A 16,731-nucleotide genomic window follows, 5' to 3' on the forward strand; every position below is an offset into this window, starting at 1 on the left:
CACCGCTGAGCCTGTGTCAGGGGTCACACTTTCCGATGACCGGGCTACACCCCCGCTGCCCGGCACCCCCTGGAGGAACAAGTGAATCGACGCATGATGGGTGCCCTCGTCGGCACCACCGCGGCGGTCACGGCGCTGGCAACAGCCGGCGCAGCGACCGCGACACCACCCGCGAGCAGCAGTGCTGCAGCCGCGCCGGCCGCAGAAGGCCCGGCTCACTCCAAGTCCGACAGCCTGCCTCACCCGAAGGCGGATGCGCAGGCCAAGCTGCGCAAGGCTGCGGTCGACCAGGTCGTGAAGGGCAAGGCCAACGTCAAGACGATCAACGGCAAGCGCGTGATCGAGATGCAGGCGCCCGACGACGCCAGCAACGCACGCGGCAAGACACCCAAGGGCAAGAAGAAGGGCAAGTACGTCGAGTACGAACCCAACCAGAACGCGGCGCTGTTCACGATCCTGGTCGACTTCGGTGACAAGACGATGTCGCCGCAGGGTGGCACCGCGGGCCCGCGAGCAAACCAGATCGCTGCACCCGATCGCGCAAACGACAACAGCACCTTCTGGAAGCCCAACTTCGACCGGGCCCACTACCTCGACATGATGTTCGGGCCTGGGGAGTCGATGAAGTCGTTCTACAAGGCGCAGTCCTTGGGCCGGTACAACCTCACCGGTGACGTCAGCGACTGGGTCACGGTGCCCTACAACGAGGCTCGATACGGCCACAACCCTGTGCCCGGCGATGGCACCAGTGAAGCCGGCGGCTACTGGAACCTCGTCAACGACTCGGTGAAGGCGTGGTTCGGCGACCAGAAGAAGGCCGGCAAGACCGACCAGCAGATCAAAGACTACCTGGCGCAGTTCGACAAGTGGGACCGCTACGACTACGACGGTGACGGTGACTTCAACGAGCCTGACGGGTACGTCGACCACATCCAGGTGATCCACGCCGGTGAAGGCGAGGAGGCCGGTGGCGGAGCGCAGGGCGAGGACGCTATCTGGTCGCACCGCTGGGCGGTACAGAGCGGAATGGGCACCCAGGGCCCGACCGGTAACAAGAACGGCGGCGTGCCGATCGGTAACTCCGGCATCTGGGTCTTCGACTACACGATGGAGCCGGAGAACGGCGGTCTTGGCGTGTTCGCGCACGAGTACGGCCACGACCTCGGCCTTCCCGACTTCTACGACACGGCCGGCGGCGACAACAGCACCGCCTTCTGGACGCTGATGAGCGGCGGATCGTGGCTCAACCACGGCAAGACCGACATCGGTACCACGCCCGGCTACATGGGTGCTTGGGAGAAGATCTACCTGGGTTGGGCCGACGTGAAGTCCGTGACCTACAAGGCGGGCACCAAGCTGGCAGTGGCGACCGGCCCGGCTGATGTCGACGACAAGAAGCTGCCGCAGGTCGTCGCGGTCAACCTCCCTGACAAGACCGTCACCACCGACTACAACAAGCCCAAGTCGGGCTCCTACGAATGGTGGAGCGGTCGCGGCAACGACATGAAGTCCAGCCTCACCCGTGACATCGACCTCACCGGCGCCAGCAGCGCCTCGGTGAGCACCGCGGTCGCCCACGACATCGAGGAGGACTACGACTTCCTCTACGGCCAGGTCTCCACCGACGGAGGCGCCAACTGGACCGACGTCGGGCAGCCGGTGACCGGCAAGAACATGGCGTGGGGCACGGCGAGCTACGACTTGTCTGCCTACAAGGGCCAGAAGATCAAGTTCCGCTTCCTCTACGTCACCGATGGCGCGTTGAACGAAGCCGGTGCTTTCCTGGACGACCTCACCGTCACGATCGACGGTGTGTCGACGGTCGACAACGTCGAGTCGGCCACCTCCGCGTGGGTCGGTGCGGGCGGATTCGAGCGCATCACCGGCTCGGTCTCCAAGCAGGTCTCGCACTACTACCTCGCTGAGTACCGCCGGTACGCCGGATACGACAAGACCCTGCGGACCGGTCCGTACAACTTCGGTTGGGCCAACACCCGACCTGACTGGGTGGAGCGCTTCCCCTACCAGGACGGTCTGCTGGTTTGGTACATCAACAACGAGTACACCGACAACAACACCAGCCAGCACCCCGGTGCCGGTATGGCCCTCCCGGTCGACGCCAACCCGGCGAACATCAAGTTCGCCGACGGCACCAACCTGGGCAACCGGCGTCAGCCCTACGACGCGACCTTCGGCACCGAGCGCACCGACGCGTTCACCCTGCACCGCAACGGTGTGCCGCTGAACCTCCCGTCGCGTCCGGCAGTGCGTACGTTCAACGACTCCGACCCGAACCGCTACTACGACCCCGCCAACAAGCTGGCGTCGGTCAAGGTGGCTGGTTCCGGCACCTCCATCACGGTGAAGTCGCAGTCGCCCAACGGAATGAAGCTGGACATCTCGTTCGCCAAGTGAGGCGTTCGTAGATAGACAGACAAGCAGGCGGCCCCGGGTGGAAATCCACCCGGGGCCGCCCGCTGCTCACCCGCGTACGGCAAGATCGGAACCATGGATCGGCAACAGGAATTCGTGCTGCGCACCATCGAGGAACGCGACATCCGGTTCGTCCGGGTGTGGTTCACCGACGTCCTCGGAACGCTGAAGTCGGTGGCGGTCGCACCCGCAGAACTCGAAGGTGCTTTCGGCGAGGGCATCGGCTTCGACGGCAGTTCGATCGAAGGGCTGGCACGGGTCTTCGAGGCCGACATGTTGGTGAGACCCGATGCCTCGACCTTCCAGATCCTTCCCTGGCGCGGTGAGCGTCCCGGCACCGCACGCATGTTTGCTGACATCCGGTTGCCGGACAACAGCCCCAGCGCCGCTGATCCCCGAAGCGTCCTGCGCCGCGCTCTGGGTAAGGCGGCCGAGAAGGGCCTGACCTTCTACACCCACCCGGAGATCGAGTTCTACCTGTTCAACAAGGAACTCTCCGCAACCGGGCAACCGGTGCCGATCGACCAGGCCGGCTTCTTCGACCACGTGCCGCAAGGAGCAGGCCATGACTTCCGGCGCGCAGCCATCTCGATGCTGGAGACGATGGGCATCTCGGTGGAGTTCTCCCACCACGAGTCAGGTCCGGGCCAGAACGAGATCGACCTGCGATACGCCGATGCGCTGTCGACGGCCGACAACATCATGACCTTCAAGGCCGTGGTGAAGGAGGTCGCGCTCGAGCGCGGCATCTTCGCCTCCTTCATGCCCAAGCCGATGGCGCACCAGCCTGGGTCGGGCATGCACACCCACGTCTCCCTCTTCGACGGCGACACCAACGCCTTCTACGAGGCGGGCGCGCCATACCAACTCTCGCTGACCGCGCGACGGTTCATCGCCGGCGTGCTGCGGCACGCGCCGGAGATCAGCGCCGTGACCAACCAGTGGGTCAACTCCTACAAGCGGCTCTGGGGCGGCGCCGAGGCACCGGCGCATGTGTGCTGGGGGCACAACAATCGCAGCGCGATGGTGCGGGTGCCGATGTACAAGCCCAACAAGGACCAGTCGACGCGCGTGGAGATCCGTTCGCTCGACCCGGCCTGCAATCCCTACCTGGCCTACTCGCTCATCCTGGCTGCCGGCATGCGCGGCATGGAGCAGGAGTACGACCTGCCGCCCGAGGCCGAGGACGACGTCTGGAATCTCACTGACCGTGAGCGTCGAGCGATGGGCATCGAACCGCTGCCGGCCTCCCTCGACCACGCGATCCACCTCATGGAGGAGAGCGAACTGGTCGCCGAGACCCTCGGCGAGCATGTCTTCGACTTCTTCCTGCGCAACAAGCGAGCCGAGTGGGCCGCTTATCGCGAGCAGGTGACCGCGTTCGAGATCGATCAGTACCTGCACCGACTGTGACAGGCAAGGCCGCATCGATCTCCACCGCGACCCTGGCGCGTGCCGCGTTCCTGGCGCCGCCGCGTGCCACCAAGCTGCTGGACGAACTGGCCGACTGGCCGGTGGAGCAGATGGTGCCTTTGATGTCGGAGATCGCCGATCCCGATGGAGCCGCGCTCGGGCTGGTGCGCCTCTACGAGGTGCTCGATGCTTCCCAGCGGCAGGAGCTGGGGCAGCTTTTCGCGGCTGACTCGCCGCCGCGCAAGCGTGTGCTGGCGATGATGGGTGCCTCCATTGCTCTCACCGATCACCTGGTGCGACGTCCCGAGCTGTGGCGCGACGTCGCCGACGCCGCGATCGAGGACGAGCAGACCCTGCGCCGTCTCGTCAGCGACGAGGTGGGCGAACTCGTCGGTGACGAGTCGTACGACGCGTTGCGCGTGGCTTACCGCAGGCAACTGATGCGGATCGCGGCGGTCGATGCCAGCGGCGACTCCGTCAAGCAGTTGCCGCAGGTGGCGCAGGCGCTCGCCGATCTCGCCGGCGCAGCATTGCAGGCAGCCCTCGACATCGCGGTCCGGGAACATGAGGACGGCAACAAAGCTCGCCTCACGATCATCGCGATGGGTAAGTGCGGCGCGCGCGAACTCAACTACATCAGCGATGTCGATGTCATCTTCGTAGCGGAAGCCGCCGAAGGCGTGGACGAGAACGAAGCGCTTTCTGTCGCAACGCAATTGGCCACCGACGTCATGCGCATCTGCGGTGCGCCGACCGCCGAGGGCAGCTTGTGGGAGGTTGACGCGGCGCTGCGACCCGAAGGCAAACAGGGTCCGCTGGTGCGCACCGTCGCCAGCCACAAGCACTACTACGAGCGGTGGGCCAAGACCTGGGAGTTCCAGGCTCTGCTCAAGGCGCGCCCAGTGGCCGGCGACATGGAGGTCGGTCAGGAATACCTGGACGCGATCCAGCCGATGGTGTGGCAGGCCGCGCACCGCGAACATTTCGTCGAAGACGTGCAGGCGATGCGCCGTCGTGTCGAGCAGCATGTGCCGGCGGGGGAGGCAGCTCGCCAGATCAAGCTGGGGCCGGGAGGTTTGCGCGACATCGAGTTCAGCATGCAGTTGCTGCAACTGGTGCACGGTCGCACCGACGAGCACCTGCGGCTGAGAAGCACGCTGGAGGCGATCGACGCGTTGTCCAACCGCGGCTACATCGCCCGATCCGATGCCGATCAACTCGACCAGGCCTATCGCACCCTGCGCGCGATGGAACATCGCATCCAGCTGGCCAAGATGCGCCGCACCCACCTCATGCCCACCTCCGAGATCGACCGGCGTCGGGTCGGTCGCGGACTGGGATTCCGCGGCGGGGCGGCCGAGCAGGTCGAAACGCTCTGGCGATCCCAGGCCCGCCAGGTGCGCGGATTGCACGAACGCCTCTTCTACCGGCCACTGTTGTCGGCGGTCGCCCAACTGTCGGAGGACGAAGCCAGGCTCACCCCGGACAGCGCCGCCGACCGGTTGCAGGCGCTTGGTTACCGCGATCCCAAGGGTGCGATCCGACACCTGGAGGCGTTGACCGCCGGAATCAGCCGTCGTGCAGCCATCCAACGGACGCTGTTGCCGGTGATGCTCCAATGGTTTGCGCAGGAAGCCGATCCCGACCTGGGCCTGCTCGCGTTCCGCAAGATCAGCGAATCGCTGGGCACCAGCCACTGGTACCTGAAGATGTTGCGCGACGAAGGCAGCGCCGCGCAGACCCTCGCTCGGGTGCTGGCCACCAGCCGGTTCGTCGTCGACCTGTTGGAGCGCGCTCCGTCCGCGGCGGCCATGGTGGGCGATCCGGAAGCATTGCAGCCGCTTTCGCGCGAAGCGATCATCACCGCGATGAAGTCGGCGGCGTCACGGCAGGAGGACGAGGAGCGGGCCGTCGTGGGTCTGCGCTCGACCCGGCGCAACGAACTGATCCGCATCGCGATCGCTGATCTCAATGGCGACCTCGACACCGCCCAGGTGGAGACGGCGATCACCGATGTCATCGCCGCTACGCTCCACGTCACCCTCGGCATCGCCGTGCGTTCGGTCGAGAAGCAGTCCGGTCAGCGCCTGTCCACGCGCATTGCGATCATCGGCATGGGGCGCCTCGGTGGGCACGAGGCCGGCTACTCCAGTGATGCCGACGTCCTCTTCGTCCACGACCCGGTCGAAGGCGCCGACCAGAAGCTCGCCCAGACGCAGGCCGAGGCGGTCGTCAGCTTCATCCGCAAGCATCTGGGCACGACCGGCCCCGACCCCGCGCTACCGGTCGACTCCGACCTGCGCCCGGAAGGCAAGGCCGGCCTGATCGTCCGCACCCTCGAGTCGTACGCCGCCTACTACGAACGCTGGTCGGAAGGCTGGGAGGCGCAGGCGTTGCTGCGCGCCGACCACATCGCAGGCGATGCCGAACTCGGGGCGCGTTTCCTGGAGATCATCAATCCGCTGCGCTACCCCGACGGGGGAATCAGCGACAAGGCGGTGCGCCAGATCCGCACGCTCAAGGCACGGATGGAAGCTGAACGCATTCCCAGAGGCGGCGACCGCAAACGGCATTTCAAGCTCGGTCACGGCGGCCTGTCGGACGTCGAATGGACGGTGCAGCTGTTGCAGTTGCAGCACGCAGCGGCCATCCCGGCGCTGCGAGTGCCGGGCACGATGACCCCGCTGCGCATCCTCACCGAGCACGGCCTGATCAGCCAGGACGACGCCGACCAGTTGCACGAATCGTGGACCCTCGCCTCCAAACTGCGCAATGCCTCGGTGCTGTGGCGCGGACGGCCCGTGGAGAGCCTGCCCAGTGATCTGACCGACGCCAACGGCATCGCGCGCGTCATGGGTTGGCCGGTCGGTTCAGGCGGCCAGCTCTCCGAGCGCTACCTGCGCTCGGCCCGCAAGGCACGAGTGGTGGTCGAGCGGGTCTTCTACGGCGAGGCCGAGAAGAACGGCTGGGATCGCAACCCGACCAGGTGAGGTGGAGCCCGCGCTCTGGACCGTGACGGCCGCAACATCGGCATCCTTCGTAGACTGCCGTACGTGCTTTCCCGTATCGATCTGCGTGGCGAGGCGTTGAGTTCGCTCGATGCTCGCGCCCTGCGCAGCACCCTGCCCCGCGCCGAATTCGACGTCGAGGCCGCTCTGGACGCGGTCCGACCCATCTGCGAGCGCGTCGAGCATGGTGGGGTGAGCGCCCTGCTGGAGCTGGGGGAGCAGTTCGACGGTGTCCGCCCGCCGCAGCTGCGGGTGCCCGCCGCAGTCCTGGACGCCGCGCTCGCAGCGCTCGACCCCGCAATCCGGGCGGCGCTGGAGGAGTCGATCCGCCGTGCTCGGCTGGTGCACGCCGACCAGCGACGCACCGAGGTGACCACCCAGGTCACCGCCGGCGGCACGGTCACCGAGAAGTGGATTCCAGTGGATCGGGTTGGGCTGTACGTGCCCGGCGGCAAGGCGGTCTACCCCAGTTCAGTGGTGATGAACGTCGTCCCGGCACAGTTGGCGCAGGTCGGTTCGATCGCGGTGGCCAGCCCGCCGCAGCGCGACAACACCGGTGAGTTCGCCGGTTACCCGCACCCCACGATCCTCGCGGCCTGTGCCTTGCTCGACATCGACGAGGTGTTCGCCGTCGGCGGCGCCCAGGCCGTGGCGATGTTCGCCTACGGCGCGCGGGACGACGAGGGATCGACGATCTGCGAGCCCGCGACCCTGGTCACCGGCCCGGGCAACATCTACGTCGCTGCCGCCAAACGTCTGCTCAAGGGCCTCATCGGCATCGATGCCGAGGCCGGCCCGACCGAGATCGCGATCCTGGCTGACGGCACAGCCGATCCGCACCTCGTTGCCGCCGACCTCATCAGCCAGGCCGAGCACGACGAGTTGGCGGCCTCGGTGCTCGTCACCGATTCGGTTGCGCTCGCGGACGCGGTCGACGAGGCGCTTGCGGCGCGGGTGGCAGCCACCAAGCACCACGAGCGGGTGCAGATCGCGCTGACCGGTCGGCAGTCGGGCACGGTGTTGGTCGACGGAGTGGAGGAGGGTCTGCGGGTCGTCGACGCCTACGCCGCCGAGCACCTCGAGATCCAGACGACCGATGCGTCCGCCGTGGCCGCTCGGGTGCGCAACGCGGGCGCGATCTTCGTCGGGTCGTACGCGCCGGTCAGCCTCGGCGACTACGCCGCAGGGTCCAACCACGTCCTGCCGACGGGCGGCTGTGCCTGCCACAGCAGTGGACTCTCCGTGCAGTCCTTCCTGCGCGGCGTCCATATCGTCGACTACGACCGCAGGGCGCTCGAAGAGATCGCGGATGTCGTTGTCACGCTAGCCAATTCGGAAGACCTTCCGGCACACGGTGAGGCAGTCACGGCACGGTTCGAGGCTCGGTCATGACCGAACTCGGACAGCTCCTGCGTCCCGATCTGCGTGGGCGCACCGCCTACGGTGCGCCGCAACTCGACGTGCCCGTGGCGCTCAACACCAATGAATCGTCGTATGCCGTGCCGGGTCCGGTGATCGAGGCGATCATGGCCCGGGTGGCTGAGGTCGCCGGATCGCTGAACCGTTATCCCGACCGGGAGTTCACCCGGCTGCGCACCGACCTCGCGCAGTACCTCACCCAGACCACCGGCGTGCCGACCGCTCCCGACCAGGTGTGGGCGGGCAATGGGTCGAACGAGGTCCTGCAGCACATCGTGCAGGCCTTTGGCGGCCCGGACAGGGTGGCGCTCGGCTTCACTCCCTCCTACTCGATGCACCCGATTATCAGCGAGGTCGCCGGCACCACGTGGGTCGACGGCCTGCGTTCGCAGCACCAACAGGGTGCAGCGCCGGGTTTCGACATCGATGCCGAACTCGCCGTCGCACAGGCGCAGCAGCACCGGCCGAACGTCGTCTTCCTGTGTTCGCCCAATAACCCGACCGGCACCGCCCTCGAGCTGTCGGTGGTGGAGGCGGTGTACGACGCGGCCCCGGAGGCGATCATCGTGGTCGACGAGGCCTACGCCGAGTTCGCTCGTCCGGGCACCCCGAGTGCGCTGACGCTGCTTGCTGGGCGTCCCCGGCTCGTGGTGACCCGCACGATGTCGAAGGCCTTCGCGTTCGCCGGCACCCGGCTGGGCTACCTATCGGCTGATCCAGCGCTCATCGACCTCTTGCGTTTGGTGCGCATGCCTTATCACCTCTCGTCGGTGACCCAGGCGGTCGCGTGCGCAGCGCTGGAGAACCGCGAGTCCCTGTTGGCGATGGTCGAGGCGATCAAGCACGAACGCGACCGGTTGGTCGACGGTTGTGCCCGCCTGGGTCTGACGCCTGTGCCCAGCGATGCCAACTTCGTCCTGCTCGGCGGCTTCGCCGATGCCGCCCGCAGCTGGCAGGCGCTGCTCGACCGCGGCGTCCTCGTCCGGGACGTCGGCATCCCCAACCACCTGAGAATCACTGCGGGCACACCGCAGGAGACCGATGCTGTGCTGGCCGCTCTCGAGAGCGTGCTGGCCGCTGAAGATCGTGAGGAAATTGCATGAACACCCCGCAGGCGCAAGCAGATTCGTCGCAGCAGCACCGCGTCGCCGAGCTGGCACGCACGACCTCGGAAAGCTCGGTGGAGGTGCGGGTCGACCTCGACGGCACCGGCAAGGCCGAGGTGTCGACCGGGGTGCGCTTCTACGACCACATGCTTGAGAGTCTGGCCAAGCACTCGCTCATCGACCTGCGGGTCAAGACCGTCGGCGACGTCGACGTCGACGCACACCACAGCGTCGAGGACACCGCCATCCTTCTCGGGCAGGCGGTGCGTGAGGCACTGGGCGACAAGAGTGGGATCAGCCGCTTCGGTGACGCCACCGTGCCGCTCGACGAAGCGCTCGTGCACGCGGTGGTCGACGTTGCAGGACGGCCGTACTTCGTGCACCAGGGCGAACCCGAAGGCCAGATCTACGCGATCATCGGCGGCAACTACACCGGTTCGCTGACGGCGCACGTGCTGGAGAGCTTTGCCTACCACGCCGGCATCGCCCTGCACGTGCGGGTGCTGGCGGGGCGCGACCCGCACCACATCGTCGAGACCCAGTTCAAGGCGGTCGCTCGTGCGCTGCGGGCAGCCATCGCGCGCGATCCTCGCGTGCAGGGTGTGCCGAGCGCCAAGGGCGTGCTCTGAGGCGATGACCGACACTCTGCCCGGGCTGCTCCTGCTGCACGCAGACGCCAAGCTCGCCGACGCGTGGGTGCGCCGCGGCGTGGTCCCGAGCTATGTCGTGCCGCTGCCCGGGTGGACGGCGATCGTGCCGGCCGACGACACCCAGGTGCGGCCGCCGTATGACGACGCGCTGACCGTCACCGCCAACCGTCCGGTGCCGACGAGGTTGCGAACAGCGTTGGGGTTCTTCGTGATCGACGGCGTCGCGATTGTTTCTGGTCAGACCCGCGGCTGGCGGTCGGCGCCGCGCATGCTCAGCTGGACGGCTGGTCACGGTGCCGATGAGGTGCCCGGCTTCCCGCCGCTGAAATTGGGCCAGTTGGCCGAGTGTGCCGGGGTGCACCCCGACGGAGTAGGGGAGGTGCGCAGCATCCTCGCCCGCCGCGAAGGACGACCGGTCGAGGTGCTGCACGACGTGATCGGTGCACTGGCCCTGCCCGGCGCAGCCATGCTGCACGGCAGCGGCGTGAAGTCCGACCTCGAAGCGGTGCTCGTCGAGCCGGGCAAACGCGCCGTCGACCACTTCACCAAGATCGCCTCCGACGAGGCAGACATGCGAGCCGAATTGCGAGACAACCTGTGAAGCGTGTCGTGGTGCTCGACTACGGCAGCGGCAATGTGCGCTCGGTCGTGCGGATGCTCGAACGGGTCGGTGCGCAGGTGCAACTGACCGCTGATCCGCAGCAGGTGCTCACCGCCGACGGCCTCTACGTGCCCGGAGTGGGCAACTTCCACGCCTGCATGGCCGGGCTCAACGCCGTGGACGGCGGATCTCTGATCCGGCAACGTCTGGACGCCGGACGACCGGTACTCGGCGTCTGCGTTGGCTATCAGGTGCTCTTCGCCGACAGTGCCGAACCCAGCGACCTCGCACTCCCCGGTCTGGGCCTGTGGCCGGGTGAGGTCGGCAGACTCGACGCAGCAGTGGTGCCGCACATGGGGTGGAGCACCGTCGACGCTGGTGCCGGGAGCACCCTGCTCGAGGGCCTGGACGGTGAACGTTTCTACTTCGTCCATTCGTTCGCGCCGCCCCGGTGGAAGGGTGCGGAGGACGCGGTGGTCAGCACGGCCCAGCACGGCAACACGTTTGTCGCTGCCGTGGAGGAAGGCGTGCTCGCGGGCACCCAGTTCCACCCAGAGAAGTCCGGAGATGCTGGTGCGGCGATGCTGACAAACTGGTTCAAATCGTTGTGAGACAAGGAAACTGACATGAACTCCCAATCTGGCCAGATCGATCGGCCCAGACTTGAACTTCTGCCGGCGGTCGATGTCGTCGACGGCCGGGCCGTGCAACTGGTGCAGGGCATCGCCGGCACCGGTGGGGAGTTCGGCGACCCGTGGCTGGCTGCGAAGAACTGGCAGGACCAAGGCTCTGAGTGGCTGCACCTGGTCGACCTCGACGCTGCCTTCGGTCGGGGGACCAACCACGAACTGCTGGCCACGATCGTCCAGCGCCTGGACATCCAGGTCGAGCTCTCCGGTGGTATCCGTGACGCCGAGACCCTCGAGCGCGCACTCGCCACCGGTTGCCGCCGCGTCAACCTCGGCACCGCCGCGTTGGAGAATCCTGAGTGGACTGCGCAGGCGATCGCCGAGCACGGTGACCGCATCGCCGTCGGCCTGGACGTCCGTGGCACCACCCTGGCCGCCCGCGGATGGACCAAGGAGGGTGGCGATCTTTACGAGACCCTCGAGCGCCTCGACGCCGAGGGTTGTGCCCGGTACGTCGTCACAGATGTCGCCAAGGACGGCATGATGCAGGGCACCAATCTGGCTCTGCTGCAAGACGTTTGCTCACGCACCGACCGGCCGGTCATCGCTTCGGGTGGGGTGTCGACACTCGACGACATCGAGGCCATCCGCGGTCTGGTGGCCGAGGGTGTGGAGGGTGCCATCGTGGGTTCGGCGTTGTACAAGCGTGCGTTCACCCTCCCGGAAGCACTGGACGTCGCGGGACGCCCGTGAGCAGCGACCAGCCCGAACAGTTCGACTCCGCCGGGCAGACCTGGCGAGGCCGTGAGGTCACCGACACCGGTTTCGGCACCGACGACGGTTCTGCCGACCCGGCGGTGAGCGCGGCACTGGCCGATCCCGGCGACCTGAAGTCACTGCTGCGTGTCCTGAACGGCGCGCGCTTCCTGGTGCCGATCGTCGCCGATCCGACCGAGGTGGTCCAAGAAGGTCAGCTCATGGCCGACAAGGCGGCTGACATGGCGGTCGCCGTGCTCGTGGCACCCGAGGGCACCCGGGCGCTACCGGTCTTCACCTCGATGGACTCGTTGCACGCGTGGGACCCTTCCGCACGGCCGTCGCCGGTCACCTCCGCCCGCGCCGCACAGGCAGCGGTGAGCGAGCGCTGCGACATCATCGTGGTCGACGTCGCCGGCCCGCACCCGACCACGCTGCGTCCCAGCATGGTCTGGGCCGTTGCGATGGAACGCGATTGGCTTCCGGCGCACGAAGATCCGCACGTCGTGCAGGCGGTGTCGGAGGCGGTCGAACCGGAGCCCGCGATCGACCGGGCAGTCTGCGAGGACGGCGGGGACGGCGCTCTGCGCATCGCGCTGCACGTGGTTCCGGGCCTCACCGGTGACCAACTCGGGGAACTGGCGTCGAGGGTGGGGGAGCAGTTGGCCACCGATGGCGAGACCCGCGCCAGGATCGACGCGATCACGTTCGCGATCCGGCCGGCCTGATCAGTCGTCGCCGTCGAGCCAGTCGGTCCACGCGTCCAACCGGCCCCACTCGTCGTTGAGCCATTGCTCGACGTGCTCGTCCGACGGCGGCTCGGCGGAGATCAGGTCGATGTGGATCGGCCAGTGCAGCGGTAGGGCCCGCCAGATGCTGCGCACGGACGCGAGGTCCTCCAAGCCTTGGTGCCCGCCCACGAGCACGGGGATTCGCGGCTGGGCGCGCAGGATGCGTCGGACGCCGGTCGCCCGTGGCGACAGCACCCGCGGGTGCCGCTCCAACCAGGCAGCACGCTCGGAATTCCCCGCTGCGAGCGCCGCCTCCACCTCGGCCCGATGCCGCCCGACGGTCCAGTTGCGCCCCTCCGGGAAGAGCAACGCGATGTCGCCGGGCTGGAGCGATTCGGCGAAGGCGCGAAGCTCTGCTTCTCGTCGCTGGCGGTCGCGTCGGCCCGAGCCGATGAAGTAGCCGCCGAGGCGGCGCACGCACAGATCCATCGCCGGATCCCACAGCAGCGCCCGCTTCAGCACGACGCGCGGCACCCGGTGCAGGAGGTCTGTGATGACGTGAACCATCAGGAGGGAATCGCCCGCCCCGGCGTGCCGGGCCAGCAGGAGCACTGGCCGGTCATCAGGGATGGTGGGGGCGTTGATGCGGACGTCGAGGCCGACAAGACGATCGGCGATCTTCATGAAGCGCTGCAACTCCTCGCGAAGGATCCGGACGTTGCGCTCGCGCCAGAGCTGGGGGTTGCGCCTGCTCGGTGGCATCGCACACCACAGCAGGGTGCAGCGGGCGAAGACCGTCCAGTCCAGCACCACGGCCGCCGCTGCGGTCCAGAGCAGGCGCCATCCCCGCTTGCGTCGCGAAGGTAGTTCGAGCACCCACGCGAGGGCGCCGAGCACCACGAGCAGGGCAGCCACCAGCGGTCCACCCACGGCGTAGATCGGGTCGCGCACGAGGCGGCGCAGCACCAACGGTGGGACGGGCAGGTTCACCGAGGCGAACCCTTCTGCAGTGCTGTCTGGTCCAGATGCACCGATGCCGCATCGTAGGCGTTGTCGATCCGGCGACGGACCGCACCGCGGTTGAGCTGGCCGAGCGAGACCGACGGAGCATCCGAGGTGCCGGTCGGCAGCACGATCAACTCGACCTCGTCGGGCACCGACTCGATCTCCTCCAGGTACCGATGCCGCCGCGCGATCTCGAAGGCCACCTGCGCCACCTGCCAGGGCCACCGCGGTGGACGAAGTGGCTGGTCGACCCGCCCCACGTGCATCACATAGATGCGCTCACAGCCCAGCAGCATCGCGCGTCCGACCGGGATCGAGTGCACCAGGCCGCCGTCCAGGAAGTGCTCGTCGCCGATGCGGAAAGGCGGGAAGAGGCCTGGCACCGAGCATGACGCCACGACCGCCTCGGCGAGCGGACCTGTGGTGAACCATCGGGCCTTGGCCTGCTCGACACTCGCTGCAACGCACTGGAAGCGGATCTCCAACTCCTCGATCTGCTGCACGGGAAGCTCGTCGCGTAGCAGCTGCAGGATGCCGCCGGAGGGGTAGAGATGGGTCCGTAGTCCGGCGGCCTGTGGGCGGCGCAGATATCCGGAACGTTCCCGCAGCCCACGGATCGTGGTCAGGTGGGTCCACAGGTCTTCCAGATCGGTCAGGCCCGAGCCGTCCGGACGCGCGGCGAACGCGGCACCGTTGATGGCTCCGATGCTCGTGCCCAGCACGAGATCAGGCCTGATGCCGCGTTCGGCCAGTGCTCGCAGCGCCCCGATCTGGGTGGCGCCGAGCACTCCGCCGCCACCGAGGACGAAGGCTGTCCGTGGGGTCGAGGTCATTGGTCGACCCTAACCACCGTCCGTGCCCCGGCGGTGCCTCACTCGAAGTAGCGGCGCGGGTTCTTCACCAGGATGGTGTCGATGTCCTCGGTGGTCAGGCCGCCTTCGACCAGGGCGGGGATGACGTCCTGGCTGATGTGCCGGAAATTCCACTTCGGCGCCACCTGCTCCTTGGCCACCGGGTCGAACCAGTCGATGAAGCAGGATGCGTCGTGCGCGATGACGATCTTCTCGACATAACCGCGCTGCACCAACTGGACGATGGTGTTGATGCGGTCTTCGAAGGCAAGCAACACATCGAGCCCGAACCGGTCCATGCCCAGCAGCGATCCGGCGTCCGCGAGCTTGCTGAGGTAATCGACATCGGTGCTGTCACCCGAGTGCCCGATCACCACCTTGGTGAGGTCGACGCCTTCCTCGGCGAGCACCCGCTGCGCCTCCAGGCCCGACTGGGTGTGCGGATTGGTGTGCACCGTGATCGGTGCACCGGTGCGAACATGCGCCTGTCCGACGGCACGCATCACCCGTTCGACCCCTGCGGTCAGCCCCTGCTCCTCGATCGCGCACTTCAGGAAAGCCGCTCGGACGCCGGTGTCGGCGATGCCTTCGGTGAGGTCCTTGACGAAGAGTTCGGTGAGTGGCTCAGGGATGTCGAAGAGCAGTCCTGATCCGCTGTAGTGGAACTGGAACGGAATCTCGTTGTAGGTGTAGAGCCCGGTCGCGACGACGATGTTGAGTTCGATCTGCTTCGCGATCTGCTGGATGCGGGGGATGTACCGGCCAAGGCCGAGCACCGTCGGGTCGAGGATCGTGTCGATGCCCAAGCTCTTGAGTTCGTTCAGGTCGCGCACGGCGTCGGCGATCTTGGCGTCCTAGTCCCAGTCGCCCTGGTAGTTCTGGCGATGTTCTTCGCCGAGCACAAAGACATGCTCATGCACCAGCGTGCGACCCATGTCAGCAGAGTCGATGCTGCCGGTGACGGTGGGGATGTTGCTCATGCCTGCTCCTTGGTGGTGGCGGAGGGGGTGTCAGAGGAATCGAACGCGGTGCGGTCGATCACTCTTGCCGGCTACTCGTCAGTCCCTGTCCTTCGGCGACATCTGACCCCGGGCGGCTCTATGGTCGAGACATGATCGCCGCCTATGCCGCCCGCACCAACCCGACTGATCCCCTTGCCGCACTCGAGGTGGGAGAGATCGAGCAGCCATCCGCTCCGGACGGTTGGACGACGGTGCGCATGCGTGCCGCCAGTCTCAATCACCACGACGTCTGGTCGCTTCGTGGTGTCGGGCTGCCCACGGATCGTCTTCCCATGGTGCTCGGTTGCGACGGTGTGGGGGAGGCCGAGGACGGCCGAATCGTCGTGCTGCACACTGTGATTCCCAGCCCGGGGTGGGCGGGTGACGAAACCCTCGACCCGAAGCGCACGCTGTTGTCCGAGCTGCACCCGGGCACGTTGGCCGAGCGGGTCGCTGTGCCGGCCGGAAACCTCGTGGCTTTGCCCGACGGCCTCTCGGTGGAGAGCGCGGCGTGTGTCTCGACCAGCTGGCTGACGGCCTACCGGATGCTCTTCGTGCAGGCCGGAGTGCATCCCGGAGACACAGTGCTCGTACAGGGAGCTGGCGGGGGAGTGGCGACCGCTGCGGTGCAATTGGGTGCTGCGGCCGGCCTCCGGATGGTGGTCACCTCACGCGACGAAGAGCGCGGCCGGCGGGCCGTCGAGCTGGGCGCCGAGGCCGCTTTCGGTAGTGGCGAGCGGCTGCCCGGGCGGGTGGACGCGGTGCTCGAGACCGTCGGCGCGGCCACCTGGTCGCACTCGGTGAAGTCGCTGCGTCCGGGCGGCACGATCGTGATCGCCGGCGCCACCTCCGGGGATGCACCCGACAAGGCTGAACTGACCCGGATCTTCTTCCAGCAGATGCGAATTCAGGGCTCGACCATGGGCACGAAAGCTGAGCTCCAAGCACTGCTGTCGTTCATGGCTGCAAAGAAGATCAAGCCGGTCATCGACTCGGTGCGGCCTCTGACCGAAGCCCGCGACGCCTTCGCCCGGATGGTCGACGGAGACGTCTTCGGCAAGCTCGTCCTCACCATGTGAGGACCGCCGCGGGTTGTGGGACGCGTGAAGCCCCCGGCGCAAGCTTGCG

At 67.3% G+C, this 16,731-nt stretch carries 15 protein-coding genes; 11 read left to right on the forward strand and 4 right to left on the reverse strand.

Translation table 11 applies throughout. The features are described 5' to 3' along the window. Positions 1-81: 81 nt before the first annotated feature. The 10 genes from J5M86_RS06150 (at position 82) to J5M86_RS06195 (ending at position 12,743) form a co-directional block, all read left to right on the forward strand. Positions 82-2,415, forward strand: a complete 2,334-nt coding sequence (locus J5M86_RS06150) for an immune inhibitor A domain-containing protein (protein WP_244328507.1) — start codon at positions 82-84, stop codon at positions 2,413-2,415. 93 nt (positions 2,416-2,508) lie between these two features. Beyond that, positions 2,509-3,846, forward strand: coding sequence for a glutamine synthetase family protein (locus J5M86_RS06155; protein WP_188060324.1), 1,338 nt, complete (start codon positions 2,509-2,511; stop codon positions 3,844-3,846). Continuing rightward, a complete protein-coding gene (locus tag J5M86_RS06160; RefSeq protein ID WP_188060325.1) occupies positions 3,843-6,836 on the forward strand; it encodes a bifunctional [glutamine synthetase] adenylyltransferase/[glutamine synthetase]-adenylyl-L-tyrosine phosphorylase in 2,994 nt (997 codons plus the stop codon). The genes J5M86_RS06155 and J5M86_RS06160 overlap by 4 nt, the downstream gene beginning before the upstream one ends. Before the next feature lie 63 nt (positions 6,837-6,899). Beyond that, positions 6,900-8,246 (forward strand): histidinol dehydrogenase, encoded by a 1,347-nt coding sequence (hisD, locus tag J5M86_RS06165; RefSeq protein ID WP_188060326.1) that lies wholly within the window; start codon positions 6,900-6,902, stop codon positions 8,244-8,246. After that, a complete protein-coding gene (locus tag J5M86_RS06170) occupies positions 8,243-9,376 on the forward strand; it encodes a histidinol-phosphate transaminase (RefSeq protein ID WP_188060327.1) in 1,134 nt (377 codons plus the stop codon). Before hisD ends, J5M86_RS06170 begins: the two co-directional genes overlap by 4 nt. Beyond that, positions 9,373-10,008, forward strand: a complete 636-nt coding sequence (hisB, locus tag J5M86_RS06175; RefSeq protein WP_188060328.1) for an imidazoleglycerol-phosphate dehydratase HisB — start codon at positions 9,373-9,375, stop codon at positions 10,006-10,008. The genes J5M86_RS06170 and hisB overlap by 4 nt, the downstream gene beginning before the upstream one ends. A gap of 4 nt (positions 10,009-10,012) precedes the next feature. Further along, positions 10,013-10,630 carry a hypothetical protein gene (locus J5M86_RS06180; RefSeq protein ID WP_188060329.1) on the forward strand — a complete coding sequence of 206 codons (618 nt, stop codon included), beginning with the start codon at positions 10,013-10,015 and terminating at the stop codon, positions 10,628-10,630. Further along, positions 10,627-11,241 (forward strand): imidazole glycerol phosphate synthase subunit HisH, encoded by a 615-nt coding sequence (hisH, locus tag J5M86_RS06185; protein WP_188060330.1) that lies wholly within the window; start codon positions 10,627-10,629, stop codon positions 11,239-11,241. Before J5M86_RS06180 ends, hisH begins: the two co-directional genes overlap by 4 nt. 15 nt (positions 11,242-11,256) lie before the next feature. After that, positions 11,257-12,012: a bifunctional 1-(5-phosphoribosyl)-5-((5-phosphoribosylamino)methylideneamino)imidazole-4-carboxamide isomerase/phosphoribosylanthranilate isomerase PriA gene (gene priA / locus J5M86_RS06190; RefSeq protein ID WP_188060331.1), complete on the forward strand. Its 756-nt coding sequence runs from the start codon at positions 11,257-11,259 to the stop codon at positions 12,010-12,012. Beyond that, complete coding sequence (locus J5M86_RS06195) at positions 12,009-12,743, forward strand: SseB family protein (RefSeq protein WP_188060332.1); 735 nt, start codon at positions 12,009-12,011, stop codon at positions 12,741-12,743. The genes priA and J5M86_RS06195 overlap by 4 nt, the downstream gene beginning before the upstream one ends. Here the strand turns inward: J5M86_RS06195 and J5M86_RS06200 are convergent, their stop codons facing one another. Genes J5M86_RS06200 through J5M86_RS15600 form a run of 4 tightly spaced genes read right to left on the reverse strand, consistent with a single transcriptional unit; the run spans position 12,744 to position 15,582 of the window. Further along, a complete protein-coding gene (locus tag J5M86_RS06200; RefSeq protein WP_188060333.1) occupies positions 12,744-13,736 on the reverse strand; it encodes a 1-acyl-sn-glycerol-3-phosphate acyltransferase in 993 nt (330 codons plus the stop codon). Next, positions 13,733-14,584, reverse strand: coding sequence for a patatin-like phospholipase family protein (locus J5M86_RS06205; RefSeq protein WP_188060334.1), 852 nt, complete (start codon positions 14,582-14,584; stop codon positions 13,733-13,735). The genes J5M86_RS06200 and J5M86_RS06205 overlap by 4 nt, the downstream gene beginning before the upstream one ends. Positions 14,585-14,622: 38 nt before the next feature. Then, positions 14,623-15,447 (reverse strand): phosphotriesterase, encoded by an 825-nt coding sequence (locus J5M86_RS06210; RefSeq protein ID WP_305847087.1) that lies wholly within the window; start codon positions 15,445-15,447, stop codon positions 14,623-14,625. Positions 15,448-15,456: 9 nt separating this feature from the next. Further along, positions 15,457-15,582: a hypothetical protein gene (locus J5M86_RS15600; protein WP_255427501.1), complete on the reverse strand. Its 126-nt coding sequence runs from the start codon at positions 15,580-15,582 to the stop codon at positions 15,457-15,459. Positions 15,583-15,713: 131 nt separating this feature from the next. Between J5M86_RS15600 and J5M86_RS06215 the strand changes: the two genes are divergently transcribed. Continuing rightward, a complete protein-coding gene (locus J5M86_RS06215) occupies positions 15,714-16,682 on the forward strand; it encodes a zinc-binding dehydrogenase (protein ID WP_188060335.1) in 969 nt (322 codons plus the stop codon). Positions 16,683-16,731: the final 49 nt, after the last annotated feature.

It is taken from the genome of Yimella sp. cx-51 (assembly GCF_017654605.1).
Taxonomy (GTDB): Bacteria; Actinomycetota; Actinomycetes; order Actinomycetales; family Dermatophilaceae; genus Yimella.